The organism is Bacillus pseudomycoides DSM 12442 (assembly GCF_000161455.1).
Taxonomy (GTDB): Bacteria; Bacillota; Bacilli; order Bacillales; family Bacillaceae_G; genus Bacillus_A; species Bacillus_A pseudomycoides.
Map to the genome: position 1 here is coordinate 4010057 of NZ_CM000745.1, position 23666 is coordinate 4033722.

Below are 23666 nucleotides of genomic sequence, written 5' to 3' on the forward strand. Positions count from 1 at the left end.
AATTCCCTCCAGTCTAATCACGTACTTCCGTGATTAGACTGGAAAAAATCAACCACCGCTCACAGGGGGAATCAATGCCACAATATCACCAGATTTTATTTTGTCATCTTCATTTGCATATTCTTCATTGATAGCGACCATAATCTGCTCTGAAACTACGATATGATGTTCTTTCGTAATAATATTTTTTAATTCTGCAACAGTAATATTTTCACAATCTACTTTTAACTCATTTGTCCCCGCATCTTCTTGTAAATGCGCAAATAATAACACCCGAATCATTTTTTCATCTCCTTTCCAGGCTCCCCGTCTGGATACGGTATTTTTTCTAATTGATCACCAATCCATGAGTCACCATCTTCCCAAAACTCTTTTTTCCAAATCGGAACAATTTGTTTGATGCGCTCCATAATATATTCATTTGCTTCATATGCCGCTTTTCGGTGTGGTGTTGATACAGCAACAACAACGGCAATATCAGAAATTTGAAGTGTACCGATGCGATGTGTAATCGCAACGTGTGTCCCAGGCCACTTCTCTTTCACTTCATCTCCAATTTTCGCAAGCATTTTTTCAGCCATTGTCTTATAGGCTGCGTACTCTAAATATAACGTGCGACGCCCTTTCGTAAATTCTCTTACAGTACCAGTGAAAGTTGTCACAGCACCACATTCACGGCGAATCACTTTATTTGTAACCTCTTCAATCGAAATTGGTGTATCTACTACTTCATAATGTGAAATTGTCATCGTGCACCTCTCATCGTTTGTGTAAACCAATCCATGTATGCGTCTTCCTCTGTTATATGAAATGTTTTATACGCTTTTGGTAAACTTTGTGTAACCTCTTTCCATATAATGACCGCTATTACATTCTCCATTTTATCTAGTAAAGCAATATCTTCATTTCTCCGAAGCAAAACCACTTTTGGATAGTTTTCTTTTTTATATCCTTCAATCAAAATGAGATCTACTTCAAAAAATTCATATAGTCGAATGATTTCCTGTAAAGACCATTCATCCCGAAGAGAAGAAAGTGATAATAATCCTGCTCCTTCTACAGCACTTACGACAGCGCCTGCTCGCCTATGACGTTCACTATCCTTTTGAGGTACTTCCGGGTAGCCGCCATGTCCGTGATGCTTAATTGTGGCAACTTTCATACCTTCATCCGAAAAAGCTTGAATCATCTTCTCCGTGAGCGTCGTTTTTCCGCTATTTTGATAGCCAACTATTTGTAAGATTGGAGCGGTTCTGCCCACGGCCACTCACTTCCTTGGCTTGATTCTAGTAATAACACCGAAACTGTCATTCCTGCTTCAAATCCTCTTGTTCCTCCTGGCAATACAATCAAAGCATTGCTATCTGCAAGAGAAGAAATCGCACTTGATTTATCGAGCCCTACTGGTATAACTTGCAGCTGACCATTGATAAACGTTGCTTTCCCCCTTACAAATCGTGTAAATGGGTTTGCCTTTGGAAAATCTTTCTGCAATATAGCATCTGTACGATATGCATGTGGTTCTTTCGCATGAAGGAATGCTTGAATAACTGGATAAACGAGTAATTCAAATCCGACATAACAAGCAGACGGGTTACCAGATAACCCAAACAACAGCTTCCCGTTTACTTCAGCTACAGTTGTGACACTACCTGGTCGCATCGCTATTTTATTAAAAAGAACATTGGCATTTAATTTTTTATAAATAGCAGGCAAATAATCGTAATCACCTACCGAAACACCACCAGTTGTGATTAAAATGTCTACTTCATCCACCGCGGCTTTCACTGCTTCATAGCAAGCTTCTAAATCGTCAGCAAGTTGTCCATAATATCGTACTTTCCCGCCAGCTCTAACAATTTGAGCTGCGATCATATAGGAATTACTATTTCTAATTTTTCCTGGTTCAAGTGGTTCATGTACTTCTAACAACTCACTTCCCGTCGTTACAATCCCGACAATAGGCTGTTTCATAACGTTTACTGAACTGTAGCCAAATGTCGCCAGAAGTGCTGCTACACCTGGATTAATCTTCGTACCTTTTTTCACAAGTATTTGATTTTGTTTTACATCTTCACCTTTGAATGAAACATTATCACCTACTTGAAAAGAGCGCTTTAGCTTCATATACGTTCTTCCGTTTCTTTCAAATCCTTCCGTAAGCTCTAACATAACTACCGCATCACAATCTTTTGGAATCGCTGCTCCTGTCATAATTCGAACCGCTTCGAAGGCCTTTACCTCGTCTGTAAAAACAGAACCAGCTCCTATTTCTCCTATCACTTCAAACTCAATTGAATGCTCGTTCCCCGCCTCTTTCGTATCCTCTGCCCGAATCGCAAATCCGTCATATGGAGAGCGGTCAAAATGTGGAACATCGTGATCTGCCACAACATCTTCTCCAAGAATTCTTCCGTAGCTTTCGGTAATAGAAACTTTTTCCATTCCACCTTGGTGTGCATATGTCATAACTCGCGCCACTGCTTCAGCAACTGGAATTGGTACTCGTTTTTCTAACATTGTTTTCACCCCATATTTGCAAAATATCACATCTTGATTACACTTTATATTGTACAATGCTAATTATAATAGCAATTACTTCAAGGAGGAATTCCATGTCTTCATTCACTCACTTTAACGACCAAGGCCGTGCCAAAATGGTCGACATTAGCGATAAAAAAGTGACAGTGCGAACAGCAATTGCTTGCTCTAGCATCCTTGTTACGAAAGAAATTTATGATAAAATCTCTCATAATGAAATTGGGAAAGGCGATGTATTAGCCGTCGCACAAATCGCCGGTATTATGGCTGCTAAACGCACTTCTGATATTATTCCGATGTGCCACCCTTTACTTCTAAAAGGAGTAGATGTTTCATTCGATTGGGAAACGGCGAAAGGGCAATACCGTTTACGAATTGAAGTAAAAGTAAAAACAGAAGGTAGCACTGGCGTTGAAATGGAAGCCTTAACAGCAGCTTCTGCGACCGCTCTTACCGTGTATGATATGTGTAAAGCTGTTGACAAAGGTATGATTATCGGCGAAACATATTTACTTGAAAAAACAGGCGGAAAAAGTGGAGATTATATTAGAAATTCACAATCCTAATTTAGTCCCCTGAACCTAAAGGACAACCTTTAGGTTCAGCCTATATATCTTGCATATAATCGCTTCGCCACTTTCATATCATTTGTCCCATGAATAAATGCCCTGCCATCTGTAAATAACACGAAACGATATTCATCAACACGAAACGATAGTAAATATGGTGTCGTTTGCACATCCATACTTTTTTGTAAGCGCTTTTTAATTTCTTCTAAATTAAGAAGTTGCGGCGCCCCTGGACGGATTTGAACTGTATTTCGCCCACATAGAACCTCTGTTTTCATCTGTGATTCAAACGTTAAACTTGGGTACGTGCGCAGTTTTCCGCAAGATGGACATTTGTCTTTTTTCTGCCTATTCACTTTAAACGCCATGTGCTGATTGTTCCAAAGATCAAATGACAGCATCGTTTCACGAAGCGCTCCAAAATCTTCTACCAATATTTTAAGTGCTTCTGTCACTTGATGCGCAACGACCAATTGTACAGCTGGTTGTATAATTCCTGCCGTATCACACGTTGCACCACTAGATGGATGCTCCATCAAACAGCGAAAACATGGTGTTTTTCCCGGAAGAATTGTATATGTGACGCCATAGCTTCCAACGCATCCTCCATATATCCAAGGAATATTGTATTTTTGCGAAATGTCATTAATAAGAAGACGCGCTTCAAAATTGTCAGTCGCATCTAATATTAAATCCACATTCTTAATTAACTCTTCCATTTCTTGCACCGCTACATCTGTTACAACTGGTACAATTTCTACTTCAGAATTAATCTGCCTTAAACGCTCGAATGCTGCGACTGCTTTCGGCTTATACTGCTTTGCATCTTCTTCTGTATATAACTGCTGCCGCTGTAAGTTACTCCACTCGACATAATCACGGTCAGCAATCGTCAGTTTTCCAATTCCCGCTCTGACAATCGCCTCTGCACTTGCTGCTCCTAGTGCACCGGCACCTATAATGAGTACATGCTTTTCTCTTATTTTCCTTTGGCCTGCTTCGCTAACCCCGGAAAATAACATTTGTCTTGAATAACGCTCCTGCACGCGACATCCCCCCTTCTTACCCTCCGATATAAGACATTTCAATTTTCGGACGGTTATTTGCACTTTCTTCAGTCCGCTCATCAGAATATCGGTCTTCTCGATATTCCCATACATCTTGCACTACCTTTAATAAATCGGGATCAGAAATACCTTCTCGAAGGAGCTTCCGTAAATCCGTTCCTTTCGTTGCAAACAAACACGTATAAAATTTACCATCTGCCGAAATCCGTGCTCTTGTACAAGAAGAACAGAAAGATTCAGAAACTGAAGTGATAAATCCAACTTCCGCATCACTGTCCACGTAACGATAACGCTTAGCAACCTCTCCAAAATAATGAGGATCTACAGGCTCAATCGAATACACTCCGCTAATCTTCTCAATCAATTCTTGTTTCGTAATTACTTGTTCAAAATTCCATCCGTTCGTACTGCCGACGTCCATAAACTCGATAAAGCGAAGCGGAATTTCCTGTTCTTTGAAATAAGCAACCATTGGAATAATTTGACTATCATTCATCCCTTTTTTCACAACCATATTCACTTTCACATCAAGTCCAGCTTCTTTTGCTGCCGTAATCCCTTTTAGCACAGGTTTTGTACTAATATTCCGGCCATTAATTTTGCGAAACACATCGTCCTCTATCGCATCTAAACTAACATTCACTCGGTGTAACCCTGCTTCTTTTAACGCCTTTGCTTGCTTCGTTAAGTGAATGCCATTTGTCGTTAGTCCAATATCTGTTAAGCCATCCAACTTCGCGAGCCGTTCAATAAGCTTTGGCAACTCTTTACGTAGTAATGGTTCACCGCCTGTAAGCCTAATTTTCTTTACCCCCATACCTACAAACAATTTTGCTAATCTTTCAATTTCATCAAATGTAAGCAAAAATTCTTCTTGTAAAAATGCATAATCAGGCCCGAATACTTCTGCCGGCATACAATATGTGCACCGAAAGTTACAACGATCAATGACAGAGATGCGTAAATCTTGAAGCGGACGCCCTAAAGAATCTCTAATCTTCTCGCGCATCGTCACCCCTCCTTTTCTGCTAAATTCTATCTGTCTTCATTCTATTATAATATATTTTTAAACTGCGATGTTTTTGCTCGAGCTCTTTATTGATTTTCCATGTTTTTTATTTGCCTCCATCATAAAAAAGAAGCAGGATATACGTTGTGATATTTCTCACATCGTACCTGCCATTCAAAAATTCTTCACAAATCCGTTCGAATTTTGTTCACATTTCAGTTAAAATCACTTTATTTGTGTCCGATATTCCTCTCCCCACTCACGCATAAGTGTAATAATTGGTGTAAGAGATTTTCCGAATTTCGTTAAAGAATACTCCACTTTTGGCGGAACTTCTTTATATACTTCCCGGTGGATTACTCCAGCGGCCTCAAGTTCTCTTAACTGCCTTGTTAACATACGCTGCGTAATGCCAGGCATCAATCGCAAAAATTGATTAAAGCGAATCTCTTTGGTATTCATTAAATGAAATAAGATAACTCCTTTCCATTTTCCACCGATTACATCTAACGTTACTTCCACTGAACAACGATTTATATCTTTCTGTTCCATTTTATCACTCTCCATTAGTATACAAATTGATACTATATGCTAAAAATGTGCGTACTTATATCATTCATTGTACTATTGTAGAATCGATTTTGTAATCAACTTACTATAAAAAAGTAAATAATTAAAAGGTGGTTATTTAAATGGAACATACAAAAGAAGAAATTTTAAAAGCTTATCAATTTAGACATGCATGTAAAGAATTTGATGTAAATAAAAAAGTCTCTGATAAAGATTTTCATTTTATTTTAGAAACTGGTCGACTTTCTCCAAGTTCATTTGGTTTTGAACCTTGGAAATTTGTTGTGATTCAAAATCAAGATATTCGCAACAAACTTCTCCCTGTGGCTTGGGGAGCTCAAAAACAATTACCAACAGCGAGCCATTTTGTCGTTATATTAGCTCGTAAAAAAGAAGATATGATTTATGACTCTTCCTATATTTCTAACTTCATGAAAAATATTCAGCAGCTTCCCGAGGAAGTCGTAACGATGAAGCTTGGTTTTTATAAGGCGTTTCAAGAAACTGATTTTCAATTATTTGAAAGCGACCGTGCCATGTTTGATTGGGCTTCTAAACAAACATACATCGCTCTTGGTAATATGATGACTGCAGCTGCCCAAATCGGCATTGATTCTTGCCCAATTGAAGGATTCCATCAAGAAAAAGTAGAAGCGATTTTAAAAGAAGAGGGTATTGTTTCAGGTGATACATTTGGTGTGTCTGTTTTAGTTGCTTTTGGTTATCGAGCGGAAGAACCAAAACGTGATAAAACTCGTCAAACAATGGATATGGTTGTTGAATGGATTAAGTAATGTAAAAGAAAAGAGTGTCTACAAAGGACACTCTTTTTTTCATTGTGAAAAGTGCGCTTGTTCACTGCTAAAAATAAACTTATTACTTATAATAAAAAGATATTTCTTGCATTTTCACCATATTTACATCCAAAATAAGAAATAGACTGCTTTAAAAAGAAAGGTGATTGCTGTGACAAACCGTACGGCATTATCGGAAGACTTAAAGGAATTACTTGCATCTGTTGAATATAAAATGCAGATTAATAAAGGAAGTTATATTTTCCAAGAAGGTTTGGAGGCAAAAGAACTCTATATCGTCCGCTCTGGAAAAGTACAGATTAGTAAAATTAGTGCTGACGGACAAGAGTTAACACTTCGCATTTGTTCAAAACACGATATTATCGGGGAGTTGACATTATTTACGGACAATGCAAAATATTTATTAAATTCGAAATGCCTGGAAGATGTTGAAGTTGGAGTCATTAAACGAGATGCTTTAGAAAAGGCATTACTTGAAAAACCTGCTCTTGCATTTGAATTTATGAAATGGATTAGTGAACATTTACGAAGAATGCAAACAAAATTCCGTGATTTAGTGTTACATGGAAAAAAAGGAGCTCTTTATTCCACGCTCATTCGCATGACAAACAGTTATGGCATATTAAAAGAGAATGGTATTCTTATCGATCTACCTTTAACAAATCAAGAGCTTGCGAATTTCTGTGCAACCTCACGTGAAAGTGTAAACCGTATGTTAAACGATTTAAAAAAACAAGGAATTATTTCTATCCATAAAGGAAAGATTACCATTCATAATTTACAATTTTTAAAATGTGAAATTGCTTGTGAAGATTGCCCTACCTCTATTTGTAGCATTGAGTAGCCTCTCTATTTGAGATGCTACTCTTTTTTCTTTCTCCTTTACTCTACATAAAAAACTCTCTCTGTACTGTGCAGAATGTCACAACCTTTCGGAATTTTTTTTAATATCAATCTGATTTTTGACAATCTGTTGAACTGTGATAGATATCACATCTCTATTTTGCATGCTCTCTTATAGTGAAAATAAGCAAGAGAGACGCAATAAAGGAGTGAACAGTATGAAAAAGAAACCTTCAGCATTAATGAAACGTTTAAAATATTTTTCTCCGATAGATCGCTATAACGACAATCATACACAAGAAACATATGAAGACCGTGAATGGGAAAACGTGTATAGAAAACGATGGCAACACGATAAAGTAATCCGTTCTACACACGGTGTTAACTGCACTGGTTCTTGCAGCTGGAATATTTATGTGAAAGATGGAATTGTAACTTGGGAAGGTCAAGAACTGAACTATCCTTCTACCGGCCCTGATATGCCAGATTTTGAACCGCGTGGATGTCCGCGTGGGGCAAGTTTTTCTTGGTACATTTATAGTCCACTTCGCGTGAAATATCCATATGTACGTGGTGTCCTTTGGAATATGTGGCAAGAGGAACTTCAAAATCACAAATCACCGCTAGACGCTTGGAAAAGCATTGTGGAAAACCCTGAAAAAGCACGTACTTATAAAGAGGCGCGTGGTAAAGGCGGCTTCATTCGTGCTAGTTGGGATGAAGTATTACAACTAGTCGCTGCTTCCTTACTATACACAGTGATCAAATATGGTCCAGACCGAAATGTTGGTTTCTCACCAATTCCAGCTATGTCGATGTTAAGTCACGCTGCTGGTAGCCGCTTTATGCAGCTCATGGGTGGACCTATGCTCAGCTTCTACGATTGGTACGCTGACTTACCACCAGCTTCTCCGCAAATTTGGGGTGATCAAACAGATGTACCTGAAAGTAGTGATTGGTACAACTCTGGTTACATTATGACATGGGGTTCAAACGTACCAATGACAAGAACACCAGATGCCCATTTCTTAGCGGAGGTACGTTATAAAGGAACGAAAGTCGTTTCCGTAAGTCCTGACTTTGCTGAATCCACAAAATTTGCTGATGATTGGATTAGCGTAAAACAAGGTACAGACGGTGCGCTTGCGATGGCAATGGGACACGTCATCTTACAAGAGTTTTACGTAGACAACCAAGTGGAATACTTCACAAATTATGCAAAACAATATACTGATTTTCCGTTCTTTGTCACATTAAAACAACAAGGAGACCAATTTGTTGCAGATCGTTTCTTAAACGCGAATGATATTGGTCGTGAAACAAAGCTTGGCGAATGGAAACCTGTTCTTTGGAACGAAAACACCAATAATTTTGCAACGCCTCATGGCACAATGGGGTCACGCTGGGATAACGAAAAGAAATGGAACTTACGTTTAGAAGACGAGCAAACAGGCGAAAAAATTGATCCACGCCTTTCTTTACTTGGCATGGAAGATGCAGTTGAAACTGTACAAATTCCATACTTCTCCGATGACGGAAACAAAATATTAGAGCGAACAATTCCAGTGAAAAAAATTGCAACAGAAAAAGGCGACATTTTCGTTACAACTGTGTACGACTTAACGTTAGCAAACTACGGTGTCAACCGCGGACTTGGCGGGCAAGAACCGAAAGACTTCAATGATGATGTTCCATTTACACCAGCATGGCAAGAAAAAGTGACCGGAGTAAAACGAGAACTGATTATTCAAATCGCTCGTGAGTTTGCTCAAAATGCTGTTGATACAAATGGACGATCGATGATTATTGTCGGCGCTGGTATTAACCATTGGTTTAACTCTGATACGATTTATCGCGCGGTTCTAAATCTTGTTCTTCTCGTTGGTGCACAAGGTGTAAACGGTGGCGGTTGGGCGCATTATGTTGGGCAAGAAAAATTACGTCCGGCAGAAGGCTGGCAAACAATTGCAATGGCAAAAGACTGGCAAGGTCCGCCGAAATTACAAAACGGTACATCCTTCTTCTATTTTGTAACAGATCAGTGGCGCTATGAAGATACACCAATTGGCCATTTAGCATCGCCAGTTGTCGGCAACTCACGCTATCAACATCACGGTGATTACAATGTGTTAGCTGCTCGTCTTGGTTGGTTACCTTCTTATCCAACATTCGAGAAGAATGGAATTGAACTATATAAAGAAGCTGTCGCTAGTGGCGCAACAACGGGGGAAGAAATCGGAAAATATGTTGCGCAAAAGCTAAAAGAAAAAGAACTTAAATTTGCCATTGAAGACCCAGATAACAAAAATAACTTCCCGCGCAATTTATTCGTATGGCGCGCAAACTTAATCTCAAGTTCTGGTAAAGGGCACGAGTATTTCTTAAAACATTTATTAGGTACAACAAACGGATTAATGAATGACGATAGCGATTCATTACGACCAGAAGAAATAAAGTGGCATGAAGAAGCACCTGAAGGAAAGCTTGATCTACTGATTAACTTAGATTTCCGTATGGCTGGAACAGCACTTTATTCTGATATCGTCCTTCCTGCCTCAACTTGGTATGAAAAACACGATTTAAGTAGTACAGATATGCATCCGTTCGTACATCCATTTAATCCGGCAATCGGTTCACCGTGGGAAGCACGCTCTGACTGGGATATTTTCTGTTCCCTTTCTAAAGCAGTCTCTGATTTAGCAACAGAACTTGATCTTGATCCGATGAAAGAAGTTGTGGCAACACCACTTCTTCATGATACACCGCAAGAATTGGCACAGCCGCTTGGCAAGATTAAAGATTGGAGCAAAGGTGAGTGTGAACCAATACCAGGAAAGACAATGCCGCAAATTCATGTTGTAGAACGAGATTATAAAACAATTTATGACAAGATGACAGCGCTTGGACCAAACACTGGGAAGCAACCCATTGGTACGAAAGGGATTTCTTGGTCTGCAGAAAAAGAATATGAACAATTAAAGAGTCGATTAGGCGTTATTCGTACTGACTCTATCGCCAAAGGATGCCCTGATATAACAGAAGCAATCAATGCTGCTGAAGCGGTGTTAACCCTTTCTTCTACAACGAACGGTCATATGGCTGTAAAAGCATGGGAAGCTCTTGAAAAACAAACAGATTTACATCTGCGCGATTTAGCAGAAGAACGCGAAGAAGAATGCTTTACATTCGAACAAATTACTGCGCAGCCAAAAACGGTGATTACTTCCCCTGCCTTTACTGGTTCTGAAAAAGGGGGACGCCGTTACTCACCATTTACAACAAATGTTGAGCGCCTTATCCCTTGGAGAACGATAACTGGACGACAATCGTTCTACTTAGATCACGATATGATGAAGGAATTCGGTGAAACAATGGCAACATTCAAGCCAATCTTGCAACATAAACCGTTCCGTAAATCACGCCCTGAGGTAGAAGGAAAAGAAATTACACTAAACTATTTAACACCGCATAATAAGTGGTCGATTCATAGTATGTACTTCGATTCCTTACCGATGTTAACGCTGTTCCGTGGTGGTCCAACTGTTTGGATGAACAAAGATGACGCCGCCGAAGCTGGTGTTAGTGATAATGACTGGATCGAATGCTTTAACCGTAACGGCGTTGTCGTAGCACGTGCCGTTGTAACGCACCGCATACCAAGAGGAATGGCCTTTATGCACCACGCACAAGACCGTCATATTAATGTGCCTGGTACAAAATTAACGAGCAACCGCGGAGGAACGCATAATAGCCCAACCCGCATTCATGTAAAACCAACACATATGATTGGTGGATACGGTCAATTAAGCTATGGATTTAACTACTACGGTCCAACTGGTAACCAGCGTGACTTAAACGTCGTGATCCGCAAACTGAAGGAGGTAGATTGGCTTGAAGATTAAAGCGCAAGTCGGAATGGTAATGAACCTAGATAAATGCATCGGCTGCCATACTTGTAGCGTAACGTGCAAAAACACCTGGACGAATCGTCCAGGTGCTGAATATATGTATTTCAACAACGTGGAAACAAAACCTGGGATTGGTTATCCAAAACAGTGGGAAGATCAAGAAAAATATAAAGGCGGCTGGGAATTAAAAAACGGTGAAATCCAGCTAAAATCCGGTTCGAAAATGAAACGTCTCATGAACATTTTTCATAACCCAGATCAACCTACAATCGATGATTACTTTGAACCTTGGAACTATGATTATGAAACATTAACAAATAGTCCGCAGCGAAAACATCAGCCGGTAGCTCGCCCAAAATCAGCAATTACTGGAGAGTTTATCGACAAAATTGAATGGGGCCCAAACTGGGAAGACGATTTAGCAGGCGGACATATAACAGGCTTGCAAGATCCGAACGTCAAGAAAATGGAAGAAGATATTAAAACAGATTTTGAGAATGTCTTTATGATGTATCTGCCTCGCATTTGCGAACATTGTATGAATCCATCTTGCGTTTCTTCTTGCCCATCTGGAGCGATGTATAAACGTGAAGAAGACGGGATTGTCCTTGTTGATCAAAATGCATGCCGCGCTTGGCGATTCTGCGTTTCTTCTTGTCCATATAAAAAAGTATATTTTAACTGGCAAACAAATAAAGCAGAAAAATGTACAATGTGCTTCCCGCGTATCGAAGCTGGTATGCCAACGATTTGCTCGGAAACATGCGTAGGACGCATTCGTTATATTGGGGTAATGTTATATGACGCTGACAAAGTAAAGGAAGCCGCTTCTGTCGAAGACGAAAAAGATTTATATGAATCTCAGCTTACTGTCTTCTTAGATCCAAATGATCCAGAAGTAGCTGCGGAAGCAAAAAAACAAGGTATTCCTGAAGAATGGATTAAAGCAGCTCAAGAATCACCAATTTATAAAATGATTATTGATTGGAAAATCGCCCTTCCTCTTCACCCAGAGTACCGGACAATGCCGATGGTTTGGTATATTCCACCGCTTAGCCCGATTATGAATATGGTGGAAGGGAAAGGAAGCAACTGGCAAGCAGAAGAAATTTTCCCTGCTATTGATAATATGCGTATTCCAATTCAATATTTAGCTAACTTACTTACTGCAGGAGATGAATCACATATTCGTCTTACATTGAAAAAAATGGCTGTTATGCGAACTCATATGAGAGCACTGCAAATTAATAAAGAACCAGATGAAGCTGTATTAAAAGAACTCGGTTTAACGAAAGAAGATGTAGAAGATATGTATCGCCTTCTTGCGATTGCAAAATATAAAGACCGTTTCGTTATCCCTACATCTCACCGTGAACAAGTTGCAGATTTATATAGTGAACAAGGAAGCTGCGGCCTTTCCTTCGCAGGCGGCCCAGGTTCTTGTATGACACTCTCTTAAACTAAGGAGGTAATAGCTATGAAACAAGGTTTACAAACTGCTTTTTCTTGTGCTTCCTTCCTTCTCTCCTATCCTGAAACAGGATGGAGAGAAGCTTTACCAGAACTACAAGAAACAATTGATACGATTACGCATGAAGAAATTCACACGTTGCTTACAGCTTTCATCAAACAAGCTCAAGAAAAAACAAACGATCAACTCATTGATTCTTACGTATATACATTCGACTTTGGAAAGAAAACAAATATGTATCTCACTTACATGAACACAGGTGAACAAAGAGAGCGTGGAATTGAATTATTAGAGCTAAAACAACACTATCAAAAAGCTGGCTTTGCGGTAACAGATAAAGAACTACCTGATTATCTACCGCTTCTACTTGAGTTTCTCGCAAACGCAAATGAAGAAGATAGCGAACCAATTATGAGTAGATACACGAAAGATATACAAGCATTGCACGGACAGTTAAAAGAAGCAAATTGTATGTACGAACCAATTCTTGCTGCCATTCTCCTCGCCATCGATGCCTGGGGAGTACAAGCGAATTAGAAAGGAGTGTCGTCAAAATGATGGATCAATTTTTATGGGTGCTGTTCCCCTATATCATTTTCGCAATCTTTATCGGTGGACACATTTTCAGATACAACTATGATCAATTTGGCTGGACATCAAAATCTAGCGAACTATTAGAGAAGAAAATGCTCCGAATCGGAAGTTTACTCTTTCACTTTGGCATTATGTTCGTAATCGGTGGACACATCATGGGAATATTAATACCAGAATCTGTATATACCTCTTTCGGTATTTCTGAGCATATGTATCATATGGTCGCTATCGGCTTCGGTCTTCCTGCAGGAATTGCTTCAATTGTTGGTTTAGTGATTTTAATGTATCGTCGCTTTACAGTAAAACGCATTATCGCAACAAGTACAAAAGGAGATTATGTCGCCCTCGTCCTCTTGTTCATTGTAATGTTAGCAGGTCTATCCTCTACATTTTTCAATATTGATGCAAAAGGATTTGATTATCGAACAACAATTGGCCCATGGTTCCGCAGCCTCTTTGTTTTCCAGCCGAAAGCAGAATATATGGCAGAAGTACCTATTTGGTTTAAAATCCATATCATTGCAGCGATGGGGCTCTTTGCAACATGGCCATTTACAAGACTTGTACATGTCTTTAGCGTTCCAGTGAAATATTTACGACGCAGTTATGTTATTTATCGAAAAAGACAACCTATTGAATCTGAAAAAGCAAAAATCCAATAAAAAATAGCACCTATCCTATAAAAATAAGATAGGTGCTATTTTATTTTTCCGTTAATCTTCCATATTCATTTTACTATTTATTCGGATTCCAAGCACCATTACTTTCGAAATAGTACTTTACTCCTTTAATGAGTTGCCAACCTGTTTGCATTGCCCCACTTCCGTTGAAGTAGTACCATTTTCCATCAATTGCTTGCCAACCTGTTTGCATTGCTCCGCTTCCGTTGAAGTAGTACCATGTGCCGCTAATTGCTTGCCAGCCTGTTTGCATTGCTCCGCTTCCGTTGAAGTAGTACCAAGCACCGTTAATTGACTGCCAGCCTGTTTGCATTGCTCCGCTTCCGTTGAAGTAATACCATGTCGTACCTACTTGTTGCCAGCCTGTTTGCATTGCTCCATTTCCGTTAAAGTAATACCATATCGTACCTACTTGTTGCCAACCTTTCGCTTTCGTTCCATTTTGATCATAGAAATACCACTTTCCATTATCTTGTTTCCAATTGTTATGATAATGGTATTCTCCTGTTTCAAGCCCATATTTCCCACAGTTTGTTCGGCAAGTATGTCCACCATTTTTGTCCAATCCACCAGGGCTTGCATAAGCAGCTGTCGTTGATCCCATAATTGTTAGACCAACTGCCATCGCTAAAACTTTCATATTCTTTTTCATAGATTCACTTTCCCCTTCTCTTTATCTATTTATTTATCAAGCATTATTATATGATAACCGAATGATATTAATAAAGAATTGTGTTTTTTACATATTATAAAAATATAAATTCCCAGACTTCTAATATTCTCTATCTACTAAAATAATGCGTTTCCTTTTATAAATTGTTTTACTACGGCAGTATCTGGCACTAACCCAAATAAATAGTGATTTTATATTATTACTAGGTGAACCTCTTGTTTCTATTACAACAAAGGTATTGAACATCCAATTTATCCCGCTATCTGCAGGCAGCAAGCCCCCACCTTTTCCCTCTCCTTGTTCTCCTTGACAACCATATGTACGAAAAAGACGTAAACAATGAAAAAATAAGAAAATCCCCTACTTTTAGTAGAGGATTCTTTCTATAAACCTGGTACAGAATCCAAGCTATCCGCATTCGGAACAGCTTGCATAGTACCTGACGTGTTGGCACTTGGAGCGGTATTCGTGCTCATACTTGTTCCAATCGCTGAACCTTTCGTATACGTCGTTGTCACTACATCCCCTGGGTTCAAGCAAAGATTTGTTGCCGTTCCTATTACAGTCACAACATCAATACAAGTTGGCCCTGTTGCTCCACTATATGTCTTTGATGCAACAAATGAAGTATCCCGCAAGTTATCCCCCGTAAATAAATTCCCATAGTTATTTACAATCACAAACTCTTTAATATTTGCCGGCATGACCAGTCAACCTTTCTGTTATGAACCTAATGTTAATTCACTTGTTTCTAGTGGTGGAAGGAATTCTGGCGTCCTAGGAGTAACTGGCGGCATCCGTTTTCCATTCAAAAAAGTAGCGATGCTCGATCCACCAGAACCAGCATATATTTTCGAAGCAGCAAATGGTTCAATAGTATAACAATCACCTACATTAACAGCTCCTGTGTTATTAACAATCTTTATTTTACGAATTCGCGCACTCACCATCCTCCCTCCTTTCTATATAAATCGATTATAATCGCAGGAATTGTTGCTCACTCATATGCGAAAAACAATTCTTGTATACACTGTATGCAAAAGAAAAAAACTTGAAACAGACGCGTTTCAAGTTTTAAAAATGAATTATTGAATTTCACCTTCATATTGCAGCATACCGCCGACCATATTCACTGTTTTAAACCCTTGTTCATTTAAATAATGACATACATTTTCACTGCGCATTCCTGATCGACAAATAAAAATATACTCATTTTCTTTATCAAAGAATTCTACTTTATTTGGAATATCACCCATTTTAATATGTACAGCTTCTGGAATTTTCCCTTGTGCTACTTCCTCATCTTCACGTACATCTACTAAAAATAACGTTTCCCCGTTTTCTAAGCGCTCTTGCACTTCTTCTGTTGTAATTGTTTTTACTTCTGTCATATGTCGTTCCTCCTTAATATAATTAAAACTTTAACGTATTTCCGAAAGAAGTCCCCACTTCAAAACGCGTTCGTATTTAAGTGAAGGGTAGTTGACGTAGTAAATTTTTTCTCTACTCATCTATTCATCACCAATTTTAGCATGGAAAATTACGAACGCAAAGAAGTGAAACTTCCCTCATTTGCATTATTCCTCAACTCATTTGTAAATTTATTACATTTACAAATCTACCTCTCACATTGTATCCTCAATATACTTGTTTTACGAAAGGAGTCGATCGACATGACACTTTTTCTTTTCATTATAGGTCTCATTTTTTTAATTCTCGCTATCATTTCACTCGGTATATTTAACAAAAGAAGACCCACACGATCCTCTCAAGAACGAGCATTCTTTTATTTATTACTTAGTATCGCTTGCCTTGGATTATGCATTGCTACATACGTCTTCCGTTTAAAAATCATCTAAAAAGAAGGTGCTCGCTTAACGGCTCGCACCTTTTTTCACACATTGCTATATATTCATTTCAATTTTTCAAGCGTATAAGTCGCGGCTCCGAAGAACCAAAAGTGACCGCTACTTGTTTTCTCTCTTTGTTTTCACTTGGCACGGGGCAGGAAAAGGAAAAGGGGCTGATCGCTTCTATTCATGGCCAGATGCTCTCTTCCACCTAAAGATTAGGTTTTATGTGTTTTTTTCAATTTGCACTTATACAAACACTCTTCTCTTTAAAAACTCATCCACTTTCTTTTCAAATAAATGAACATCAAATACACCAGCCATATGGCCATTAATACTTTCAATCTCATAAACCTCTGCGTATTTCCCTTGTTTCTGGAGCAGCTCTACCATTTTATAATTATAACGAGAAGGTTGCAGTAAATCTTGTTTACACGGAATCATAAGCACATCTGCCTCTATTTGAGAAAGTGCCTCTTCTAAAGAGGAAAAACCGTGTGCAAGATCATGTAATAACGTTGCTTTCGCTGTATACATCCATGAATTCGCATCCACAAAAGTAATATTTTGAAGTGTCAATGCATTTATATTTTGTTCAAATGAATTCCGTGCTGAGAAATTCTCATAAGGTAGCGATTCCGTACTATTACGCGGAAATGTCGTTTCATAATAGTGAGCATCAAACCCATTTATAAACATCATTTTCCCTGCTAAATGCAGCCCTTTCGTCGGCTGTTCATCCCCATAATTTCCATCATTCCATTTTGGATCTAACTGAATAGCTTCAATTGCATTTTGCAGAACATTAACCGATGTCGCAACCGGATTTTGCGGATTCGTAATTACACCAATCATTCGCTCTACCATATGGGGATAACAAACAGCCCATTGCTGCGCAATCATTCCACCAGCTGATGGTCCGATTACCGCATGTAACCTTGTAATTCCCATTGCATTCACTAATTCATATTGCACACGTGCTACATCTAAAAATGTAAATACCGGAAACCCCATCCCATATTCAGATCCCGTTATTGGATTAACTGACTTTGGTCCCGTTGTAATCACGTAAGGATTTTTCACTTGTACATTACAAAGATTATCGGTACATATCACAAAATAGCGATCGGTATCAATTGCTTTCCCCGGTCCAATCAGTCCGTCCCACCAACCAGGAATGAGATCTTGCTCCGTATATTTTCCTGCCGCATGGCTTGTTGCACTAAAATAATGACAGACTAAAATCGCATTTGATTTTTCCCGGTTTAATTTACCGTACGTCTCATATCCAATCTGAACAGGGATCTTTATGCCATTTTCAAATGTAAACTTTTTTAAATGAAAGCTTTCTTTTTTTACATACATCATAAATTTCTACCCCATTGTAAATACGTCATTATATATCAATCCTCCATAACAAATCTATCCCGTTTACCAAAACACTTTTACGTTTCCAAAAGAAACCCTTCTTTTAACAAAAAGGATTTTTGATTCCCCATAAACATGTGCATAATATACAAAATACGCCATAAACTAACATTATCTTACATGAGTTAAAGAGGGAATACGTATGATATGGAAATGGTTTCGAAAGAAAAAAAAATCAAGTAAAACAGATTCAAAAGAGCAAAATCAAACTACTAAACAAGAGGAACAAACACAAAACAAACAACATCAATCTGCTCAAGGTACTAAACAAGACGCGCAAACACAAAACAAACAACATCAATCTGCTCAAGGTACTAAACAAGACGCGCAGACACAAAACAAACAACATCAATCTGCCCAAGCTGCTAAACAAGACCAGCAAACACAAAACAAACAACATCAATTTGCCCAAGCTACTAAACAAGACCAGCAAACACAAAACAAGCAACATCAATCTGCTCAAGGTACTAAACAAGACGCGCAAACACAAAACAAACAACATCAATCTGCCCAAGCTACTAAACAGGACCAGCAAATACAAGGCAAGCAGCAAAATAATAGTAGCAATAGCATTTATGATTTCAGTAAACCCGAGAAAGAAAAGGTTCACTCTCTTCAAGATTTATTAGAAAACCTAAAAACATCTAGTGATTTTGTAAGTTATCACACATCAGATGATGAAACAATGCCGTATTGGATTTCTTATTACCGGCCATCGCTTGATGGTGAAAAATTACAAAAGTATTTAATGCCAGCTTTATTAGAGCATACGTGTTCTACATTAGAAGAATTAAAAGAGCATATTCCAATGAGCGGAATTACGATCACAAATGATCTTCAAAAAATCGAAGATATGGTTTTAAAAGGGCACGCTATCGTACAGTTACATGAACAAGATCAAAAATGTATCTTAGCAAATATCACAATTGATAATTATCGGGCGCCATCTATTCCATTAAATGAATCTACAGTTATTGGTCCACAAGAGGGATTTGTAGAGGATCTTGATACGAATCTTAACTTAGTACGTAAACGCCTTCCAGTGTTAGCACTACAAACAAAAGAGGTTATCATTGGGACATTCTCTAAAACAAAAGTTGTCATGATGTATTTAGAGAACCTTGCTGAAAAAGACAGTGTTGATTATTTAGAAGAGTCACTTCGTACAATTGAATACGATCAAATCAACGACAGTTCCTATATTCAAGAATTGATGGGGGAAAAATCAATCTTCCCACTATTTATTAATACAGAACGTACAGACCGAGTAACGACCGCATTAATTGATGGAAAAATCGCTATTTTTGTAGATGGTTCACCGAGCGTCTTACTCACTCCTGTTTCATACTTTGATTTTTTTGTTTCGCCAGAGGATTACAACGTATCTTGGCTTTACGCTACGTTTTCAAGATTTTTACGACTCATTGCTGTTCTGTTTTCCATCTGCGCAGCACCATTATATGTTGCCATTTTAAGTTATCATTACGAATTAATTCCAAGCGATTTACTCGAAACATTAATTTTATCAAGAGCACAAGTTCCTTTCCCACCTTTAATAGAAGCACTCTTTCTAGAACTGGTTATTGATTTACTTAGAGAGGCTGGGGCTAGACTACCAATGAAAGTAGGCCAAACACTCGGTATTGTAGGCGGTATCGTAATCGGACAAGCATCTGTACAAGCAGGACTAACAAGTAATATTTTATTAATCATTGTCGCCTTATCTGCGTTAGCTTCCTTTATCACACCGATTTATAAGATGGGGAACGCAGTTCGCTTACTACGATTCCCATTCCTTTTATTTGCAGAATTAGGTGGACTATTCGGAATTTCACTAGGTTTTATCTTTTTATTTACTCATCTATTCAGGCTTTCTTCTTTACAGAAACCATTCGCGCTCTTTTATCCAGCAAGGCGACAATCACTAAAAGACTCTTGGATTCGGTTTCCATTATCTATGATTGATACAAGAGATATTCAAGCAAGGCCGCAACACGTAAAAAAATCAGCACATGGGATTTCAACAAAACATACATCTGATTTTGATGAATAAGAAACGAGGTGCACATATGAGTAAAGTCAAAACAAAATATCAAATATCTCCTATCTTTGTTTTCTTCTTGATTCATAGTGCACAGTTCGGCGCTGGAGTTCTCGGATTTGCACGCATTATCGCCAAAGCTGCGGGCTACGACGCTTGGATTGGTGTTCTCATCACAGGAATCATCATTCACATTCTCGTTTGGATGATGTATTACTTATTAAAAAATACAGAAGGCAACCTAATAGATCTTCATCACCAAACCTTTGGAAAGTGGCTCGGTAATGGCATTAATATTATATTCATGCTGTATTTTTTGGTTGCGAGTATATCCGTTGTTCGAACGTATGTTGAGATTGTTCAAGTATGGATGTTTCCTACCGGGTCCACTTGGATGTTCACCGCCTTTTTATGTTTATTAAGTTACTACATCATCTCATCAGGATTCCGCATCATCACTGGTATCTGTGTCGTTTCAATTAGTGGGACACTAGGTTATATTTTTCTTAGCCTGTTTATGTTCAAGTACGCGCATTGGGAAAATTTACTTCCTGTTTTTACGCATTCTTTGGGAAGTATTTTAAAAGCATCTCAATTGTCAATTTATACCATGACAGGCTTTGAAATTTTTCTTATGGCATACCCATTTGTGAAGAATCCCGAGAAATCTCATAAATTTGCACAATATGGTGTATTATTCTCTAACATTTTATATTTATTTAGCACGATTTTGGCATTCGCTTTTTTTAGCGAAAAACAGTTATCAAAAACAATTTGGTCTCAGCTTTCCATGACACAAGTTATTCAATTACCCTTTATCGAACGACTAGAGTACATTGCCATCTCCGGCTATGCACTTGTAATTCTTACAAGTTTTATTCTTCCATTATGGGCTGCTACAAGAGGAACACATGAAATCTTTCATGTAAAGCAAAAATACATTTTACTTTCTTTCATGTTCATTACAATTATTGTGTCACAACTTTTAACAAACAGGCATGATATCAACGATTTTATTAGTCATACTTCCAAAGTTAGTCTTTGGCTTATATATGTTTACATCCCAATCTTATTTCTTATCGTGTGGGTGAAAAGAAAATGGAAAAAATCAAGAAAAAACTAATTCTTCTTTCATGTATTTGTTTATTCATCATAACAGGCTGTTTGCAAAAAAATATTGTTGATGATGTTCAGTTAATTCAAGGGGTTGTTTTTGATACAGCAAAAAATAATAAAATAAAGGTAACATCGGTTTGTCCGGTGCAGCGAAAAGGAAATAAAGTACAGGTCTTTGAAGGAATAGCAAATGCCGTTAAACAAGTAAAAGCTGATACTTCTTTGGAATCTTCTCAACCATTTGCAAGCGGACAAATGCGCGTTGCTTTATTTACTACAAGAATTGCAAAAAAAGGATTGTCGACCTCCTTTGATACCCTGATTCGCGATGTCAGCATCGGAAACTCAGTGTATGTTGGATTATTAGAAGGAAATGGACCTGAGCTATTAAAAGGAAAATATACAACTTCTTCTAATGTGGCTATCTATATAAAAAAAATGTTAGAGCATAACATGCAAACTGGCCCCGTACCAACTGATAATTTACATTTAGGTGCATTTCGTTATTATCGTGAAGGCCAAGACTCTTATATGCCTATCCTAAAAAAGAGTAAAGACAAAATCAAAATCACTGGCATTGGACTTTTAAAAAAGGATAAGTATGTCGGAAAAATTGATCGACAAGATATGTTCGTATTTAAGGGGTTATTGGAAAAACATCGGTTAGATTCACACGAATTTAAAAGTAATAATGGATATGTAATGATCAATAATATACGCTCCAAGCCAACGTATACTGTAAATATAAAAGCTGGAAAGCCTTCCTTTTTAATTAAAGTAAAAATAGATGCACGCATCTTAGAACTTTCGAAACAAGTAAACCTAGAAAATAAACAGAACACAAAAAAAATATCACAAGAAGTTGAAAAAAGCTTAAATACTGAAGCCACAAAACTCATCAAAAAATTTAAATCTTTAAATGTTGATCCTCTTGGGCTAGGAGCTAAATTTAGACAACACTATCGACCATTTAAATTAGCAGAATGGAAAAAAATGTACAAAGACGTTCCTATCACAGTAAAATATGAAGTTGATATTACAAACTCCGGTGTAATCGAATAATATGAAATATAGTTTCCTCAAAATGTCAGATAATGATTGAACTCCTCTTCCGGGCATGATACAACGGAGAGAGGAGTTTTTTGATAATACTTACATAAAGAAAAAAGATATTTACGGGGGAGCTTATGTCTAAAAAGTTAGTAAAACCTATTTTAAATGGTATTCTGTTTCTCGGCGTCTTTTTATTTGCTCATACATACTTAAAAAATGTTTCATTTACACGTTATTTACTTGTTGTCGTACCGACGCTACTTGTTGGGATGTTCGGAATTGATCTCGCTTTATCATTTTTAATAAAGAAAGAAGAGTAGGGAAAGAACACCTTATTTTATAAGGTGTTTTTTTTATTAAACAATCTCCTTATGTTACAATAAAGTTCGGCACAAAACGTGAAAGGATGAAACAACATGGCTAACGAAAAAGGTTTAGATAAAGGATATGAACTTGTTGCAAAAATGCACGAGGTATTTGGACACCCTGTTACAGATGTACCAACAAAATTAACAGAAGAACGCGCAAAAATTCGCGCAAGCTTTATGCAAGAAGAGTTAGAGGAATTTTTAGAAGCTAATACTGTAGAAGATCAATATGATGCGTTAATTGACCTTATCTATTTCGCATTTGGAACATTTGCAGAAATGGGAGTTCGTCCCGATAAAGGCTTTGAAATTGTAAACAATGCAAATATGGCAAAACTATTCCCTGACGGAAAACCACGTTTCCGCGAAGGCGATGGCAAAATTTTAAAACCAGAAGGCTGGCAAGCACCAGAACCACAGTTACGTGCTGAAATTGAGCGTCAACGCCAAGAAGCATTAGCAAAAGCAGGGAAATAAGATTGAATAGGCTACCATTTGCGGGAAGTTAAGCCCCGCACTTATGTCTTATTTTTTCGAGCGAACGATATTTCGTGTCGAAACGCCGATATATCTGAAAAAGGAGCTCTCTTTATGAAGAGAGCTCCTTTTTGTTTATCCCGCATTAACGGGCAGTAATACCCCCACCTCAAAATTCGGTGAAAGCAAAGAAGTTAGGTGAGAGATAAACTGCCCGTAAAAGCCCGATTGGTGAGGGCTAATAATCAGTGGGGGATGAAGAGAACCCCCACTGATTAAAGTTTCACTTTATTTTTTCTTCTTTTCTGTCGGTTGACTTTGTTTAGCGAAATTAGATGAATCATCGAAATTCGGTTGCTTTTTACCAGCATTATTACTTCTACCTTTTCCCATATGTAATGCACCTCCTCTCCTCCTTACTATTCCCAAAATAAAAAATCCCCTTGCGTACAAGAGAATTTTTTTATGTTTTTTATTTACTCTATTAGTGTCCGTGTCCAGCATGCCCTGCCGCGCCCGCTGTTCCTGCAGTACTTCCTGCACTTCCCGCTCCGCCATACCATGTTTGCTGTTGTTGATGTTGTTGACCATGG

Annotated in this window: 24 protein-coding genes; 12 read left to right on the top strand and 12 right to left on the bottom strand. The window is 38.1% G+C overall.

Annotated features, from left to right (window positions below; all coding sequences use genetic code 11):
* Positions 1–48 precede the first annotated feature (48 nt).
* The 4 genes from moaD to BPMYX0001_RS20395 are packed head-to-tail and all read right to left on the bottom strand — an operon-like array spanning position 49 to position 2520.
* Positions 49–282, bottom strand: a complete 234-nt coding sequence (gene moaD, locus BPMYX0001_RS20380; RefSeq protein WP_033799159.1) for a molybdopterin converting factor subunit 1 — start codon at positions 280–282, stop codon at positions 49–51.
* Complete coding sequence (locus tag BPMYX0001_RS20385; protein ID WP_033799160.1) at positions 279–749, bottom strand: molybdenum cofactor biosynthesis protein MoaE; 471 nt, start codon at positions 747–749, stop codon at positions 279–281. The genes moaD and BPMYX0001_RS20385 overlap by 4 nt, the downstream gene beginning before the upstream one ends.
* Positions 746–1267 (bottom strand): molybdopterin-guanine dinucleotide biosynthesis protein B, encoded by a 522-nt coding sequence (gene mobB, locus BPMYX0001_RS20390; RefSeq protein ID WP_026008463.1) that lies wholly within the window; start codon positions 1265–1267, stop codon positions 746–748. The genes BPMYX0001_RS20385 and mobB overlap by 4 nt, the downstream gene beginning before the upstream one ends.
* Positions 1231–2520: a molybdopterin molybdotransferase MoeA gene (locus BPMYX0001_RS20395; protein ID WP_033799161.1), complete on the bottom strand. Its 1290-nt coding sequence runs from the start codon at positions 2518–2520 to the stop codon at positions 1231–1233. Before BPMYX0001_RS20395 ends, mobB begins: the two co-directional genes overlap by 37 nt.
* Positions 2521–2615: 95 nt before the next feature.
* Between BPMYX0001_RS20395 and moaC the strand changes: the two genes are divergently transcribed.
* Positions 2616–3107: a cyclic pyranopterin monophosphate synthase MoaC gene (gene moaC / locus BPMYX0001_RS20400; protein WP_018764551.1), complete on the top strand. Its 492-nt coding sequence runs from the start codon at positions 2616–2618 to the stop codon at positions 3105–3107.
* Positions 3108–3142: 35 nt separating this feature from the next.
* Here moaC and BPMYX0001_RS20405 read toward each other — a convergent pair whose 3' ends face one another.
* The 3 genes from BPMYX0001_RS20405 to BPMYX0001_RS20415 form a co-directional block, all read right to left on the bottom strand.
* Complete coding sequence (locus BPMYX0001_RS20405; protein WP_033799162.1) at positions 3143–4156, bottom strand: molybdopterin-synthase adenylyltransferase MoeB; 1014 nt, start codon at positions 4154–4156, stop codon at positions 3143–3145.
* Between the two features lie 16 nt (positions 4157–4172).
* Positions 4173–5186 carry a GTP 3',8-cyclase MoaA gene (moaA, locus tag BPMYX0001_RS20410; RefSeq protein ID WP_033799163.1) on the bottom strand — a complete coding sequence of 338 codons (1014 nt, stop codon included), beginning with the start codon at positions 5184–5186 and terminating at the stop codon, positions 4173–4175.
* A gap of 225 nt (positions 5187–5411) precedes the next feature.
* Complete coding sequence (locus BPMYX0001_RS20415; protein WP_018764554.1) at positions 5412–5738, bottom strand: winged helix-turn-helix transcriptional regulator; 327 nt, start codon at positions 5736–5738, stop codon at positions 5412–5414.
* Positions 5739–5878: 140 nt separating this feature from the next.
* Here BPMYX0001_RS20415 and BPMYX0001_RS20420 point away from each other — a divergent pair, with 140 nt between their 5' ends.
* The 6 genes from BPMYX0001_RS20420 to narI all read left to right on the top strand — a co-directional run bounded on the left by BPMYX0001_RS20420 (position 5879) and on the right by narI (position 14049).
* Positions 5879–6550 carry an NAD(P)H-dependent oxidoreductase gene (locus tag BPMYX0001_RS20420; RefSeq protein WP_006096255.1) on the top strand — a complete coding sequence of 224 codons (672 nt, stop codon included), beginning with the start codon at positions 5879–5881 and terminating at the stop codon, positions 6548–6550.
* Positions 6551–6722: 172 nt separating this feature from the next.
* Positions 6723–7415, top strand: a complete 693-nt coding sequence (locus BPMYX0001_RS20425) for a Crp/Fnr family transcriptional regulator (protein WP_033799164.1) — start codon at positions 6723–6725, stop codon at positions 7413–7415.
* Positions 7416–7632: 217 nt separating this feature from the next.
* A complete protein-coding gene (locus tag BPMYX0001_RS20430) occupies positions 7633–11316 on the top strand; it encodes a nitrate reductase subunit alpha (protein WP_033799165.1) in 3684 nt (1227 codons plus the stop codon).
* The gene (gene narH, locus BPMYX0001_RS20435) at positions 11306–12781 is read left to right on the top strand and encodes a nitrate reductase subunit beta (RefSeq protein ID WP_018782825.1); all 1476 of its coding nucleotides are present in this window, start codon (positions 11306–11308) and stop codon (positions 12779–12781) included. Before BPMYX0001_RS20430 ends, narH begins: the two co-directional genes overlap by 11 nt.
* An 18-nt stretch (positions 12782–12799) precedes the next feature.
* The gene (gene narJ / locus BPMYX0001_RS20440) at positions 12800–13330 is read left to right on the top strand and encodes a nitrate reductase molybdenum cofactor assembly chaperone (protein WP_003201180.1); all 531 of its coding nucleotides are present in this window, start codon (positions 12800–12802) and stop codon (positions 13328–13330) included.
* A gap of 17 nt (positions 13331–13347) precedes the next feature.
* Positions 13348–14049, top strand: coding sequence for a respiratory nitrate reductase subunit gamma (narI, locus tag BPMYX0001_RS20445; RefSeq protein WP_006096259.1), 702 nt, complete (start codon positions 13348–13350; stop codon positions 14047–14049).
* 73 nt (positions 14050–14122) lie between these two features.
* On the opposite strand, the gene BPMYX0001_RS20450 is transcribed toward narI, so the two are convergent.
* The 5 genes from BPMYX0001_RS20450 to BPMYX0001_RS20470 all read right to left on the bottom strand — a co-directional run bounded on the left by BPMYX0001_RS20450 (position 14123) and on the right by BPMYX0001_RS20470 (position 17958).
* Entirely contained in the window at positions 14123–14719 is a 597-nt protein-coding gene (locus BPMYX0001_RS20450) for a YHYH domain-containing protein (RefSeq protein ID WP_006096260.1), read from the bottom strand.
* Between the two features lie 404 nt (positions 14720–15123).
* Entirely contained in the window at positions 15124–15444 is a 321-nt protein-coding gene (locus BPMYX0001_RS20455) for a hypothetical protein (protein WP_003201175.1), read from the bottom strand.
* A gap of 18 nt (positions 15445–15462) precedes the next feature.
* Positions 15463–15690, bottom strand: a complete 228-nt coding sequence (locus BPMYX0001_RS20460; RefSeq protein WP_033794772.1) for a spore germination protein — start codon at positions 15688–15690, stop codon at positions 15463–15465.
* 135 nt (positions 15691–15825) lie between these two features.
* The gene (locus BPMYX0001_RS20465; protein ID WP_003201171.1) at positions 15826–16131 is read right to left on the bottom strand and encodes a rhodanese-like domain-containing protein; all 306 of its coding nucleotides are present in this window, start codon (positions 16129–16131) and stop codon (positions 15826–15828) included.
* A gap of 708 nt (positions 16132–16839) precedes the next feature.
* Complete coding sequence (locus tag BPMYX0001_RS20470) at positions 16840–17958, bottom strand: homoserine O-acetyltransferase family protein (protein WP_006096262.1); 1119 nt, start codon at positions 17956–17958, stop codon at positions 16840–16842.
* Between the two features lie 202 nt (positions 17959–18160).
* Here BPMYX0001_RS20470 and BPMYX0001_RS20475 point away from each other — a divergent pair, with 202 nt between their 5' ends.
* From BPMYX0001_RS20475 to BPMYX0001_RS20495, 5 genes are all read left to right on the top strand, one after another.
* On the top strand, positions 18161–20071 hold the full coding sequence (locus BPMYX0001_RS20475; RefSeq protein WP_006096263.1) for a spore germination protein: 1911 nt from the start codon (positions 18161–18163) through the stop codon (positions 20069–20071).
* Between the two features lie 16 nt (positions 20072–20087).
* Entirely contained in the window at positions 20088–21182 is a 1095-nt protein-coding gene (locus tag BPMYX0001_RS20480) for a spore germination protein (RefSeq protein ID WP_006096264.1), read from the top strand.
* The gene (locus tag BPMYX0001_RS20485; RefSeq protein WP_033799166.1) at positions 21158–22237 is read left to right on the top strand and encodes a Ger(x)C family spore germination protein; all 1080 of its coding nucleotides are present in this window, start codon (positions 21158–21160) and stop codon (positions 22235–22237) included. The genes BPMYX0001_RS20480 and BPMYX0001_RS20485 overlap by 25 nt, the downstream gene beginning before the upstream one ends.
* A 125-nt stretch (positions 22238–22362) precedes the next feature.
* Positions 22363–22548 (top strand): hypothetical protein, encoded by a 186-nt coding sequence (locus tag BPMYX0001_RS20490; RefSeq protein WP_003201353.1) that lies wholly within the window; start codon positions 22363–22365, stop codon positions 22546–22548.
* Positions 22549–22644: 96 nt separating this feature from the next.
* Entirely contained in the window at positions 22645–23073 is a 429-nt protein-coding gene (locus BPMYX0001_RS20495; RefSeq protein ID WP_003201351.1) for a pyrophosphohydrolase domain-containing protein, read from the top strand.
* The last annotated feature ends 593 nt before the right edge of the window (positions 23074–23666 follow it).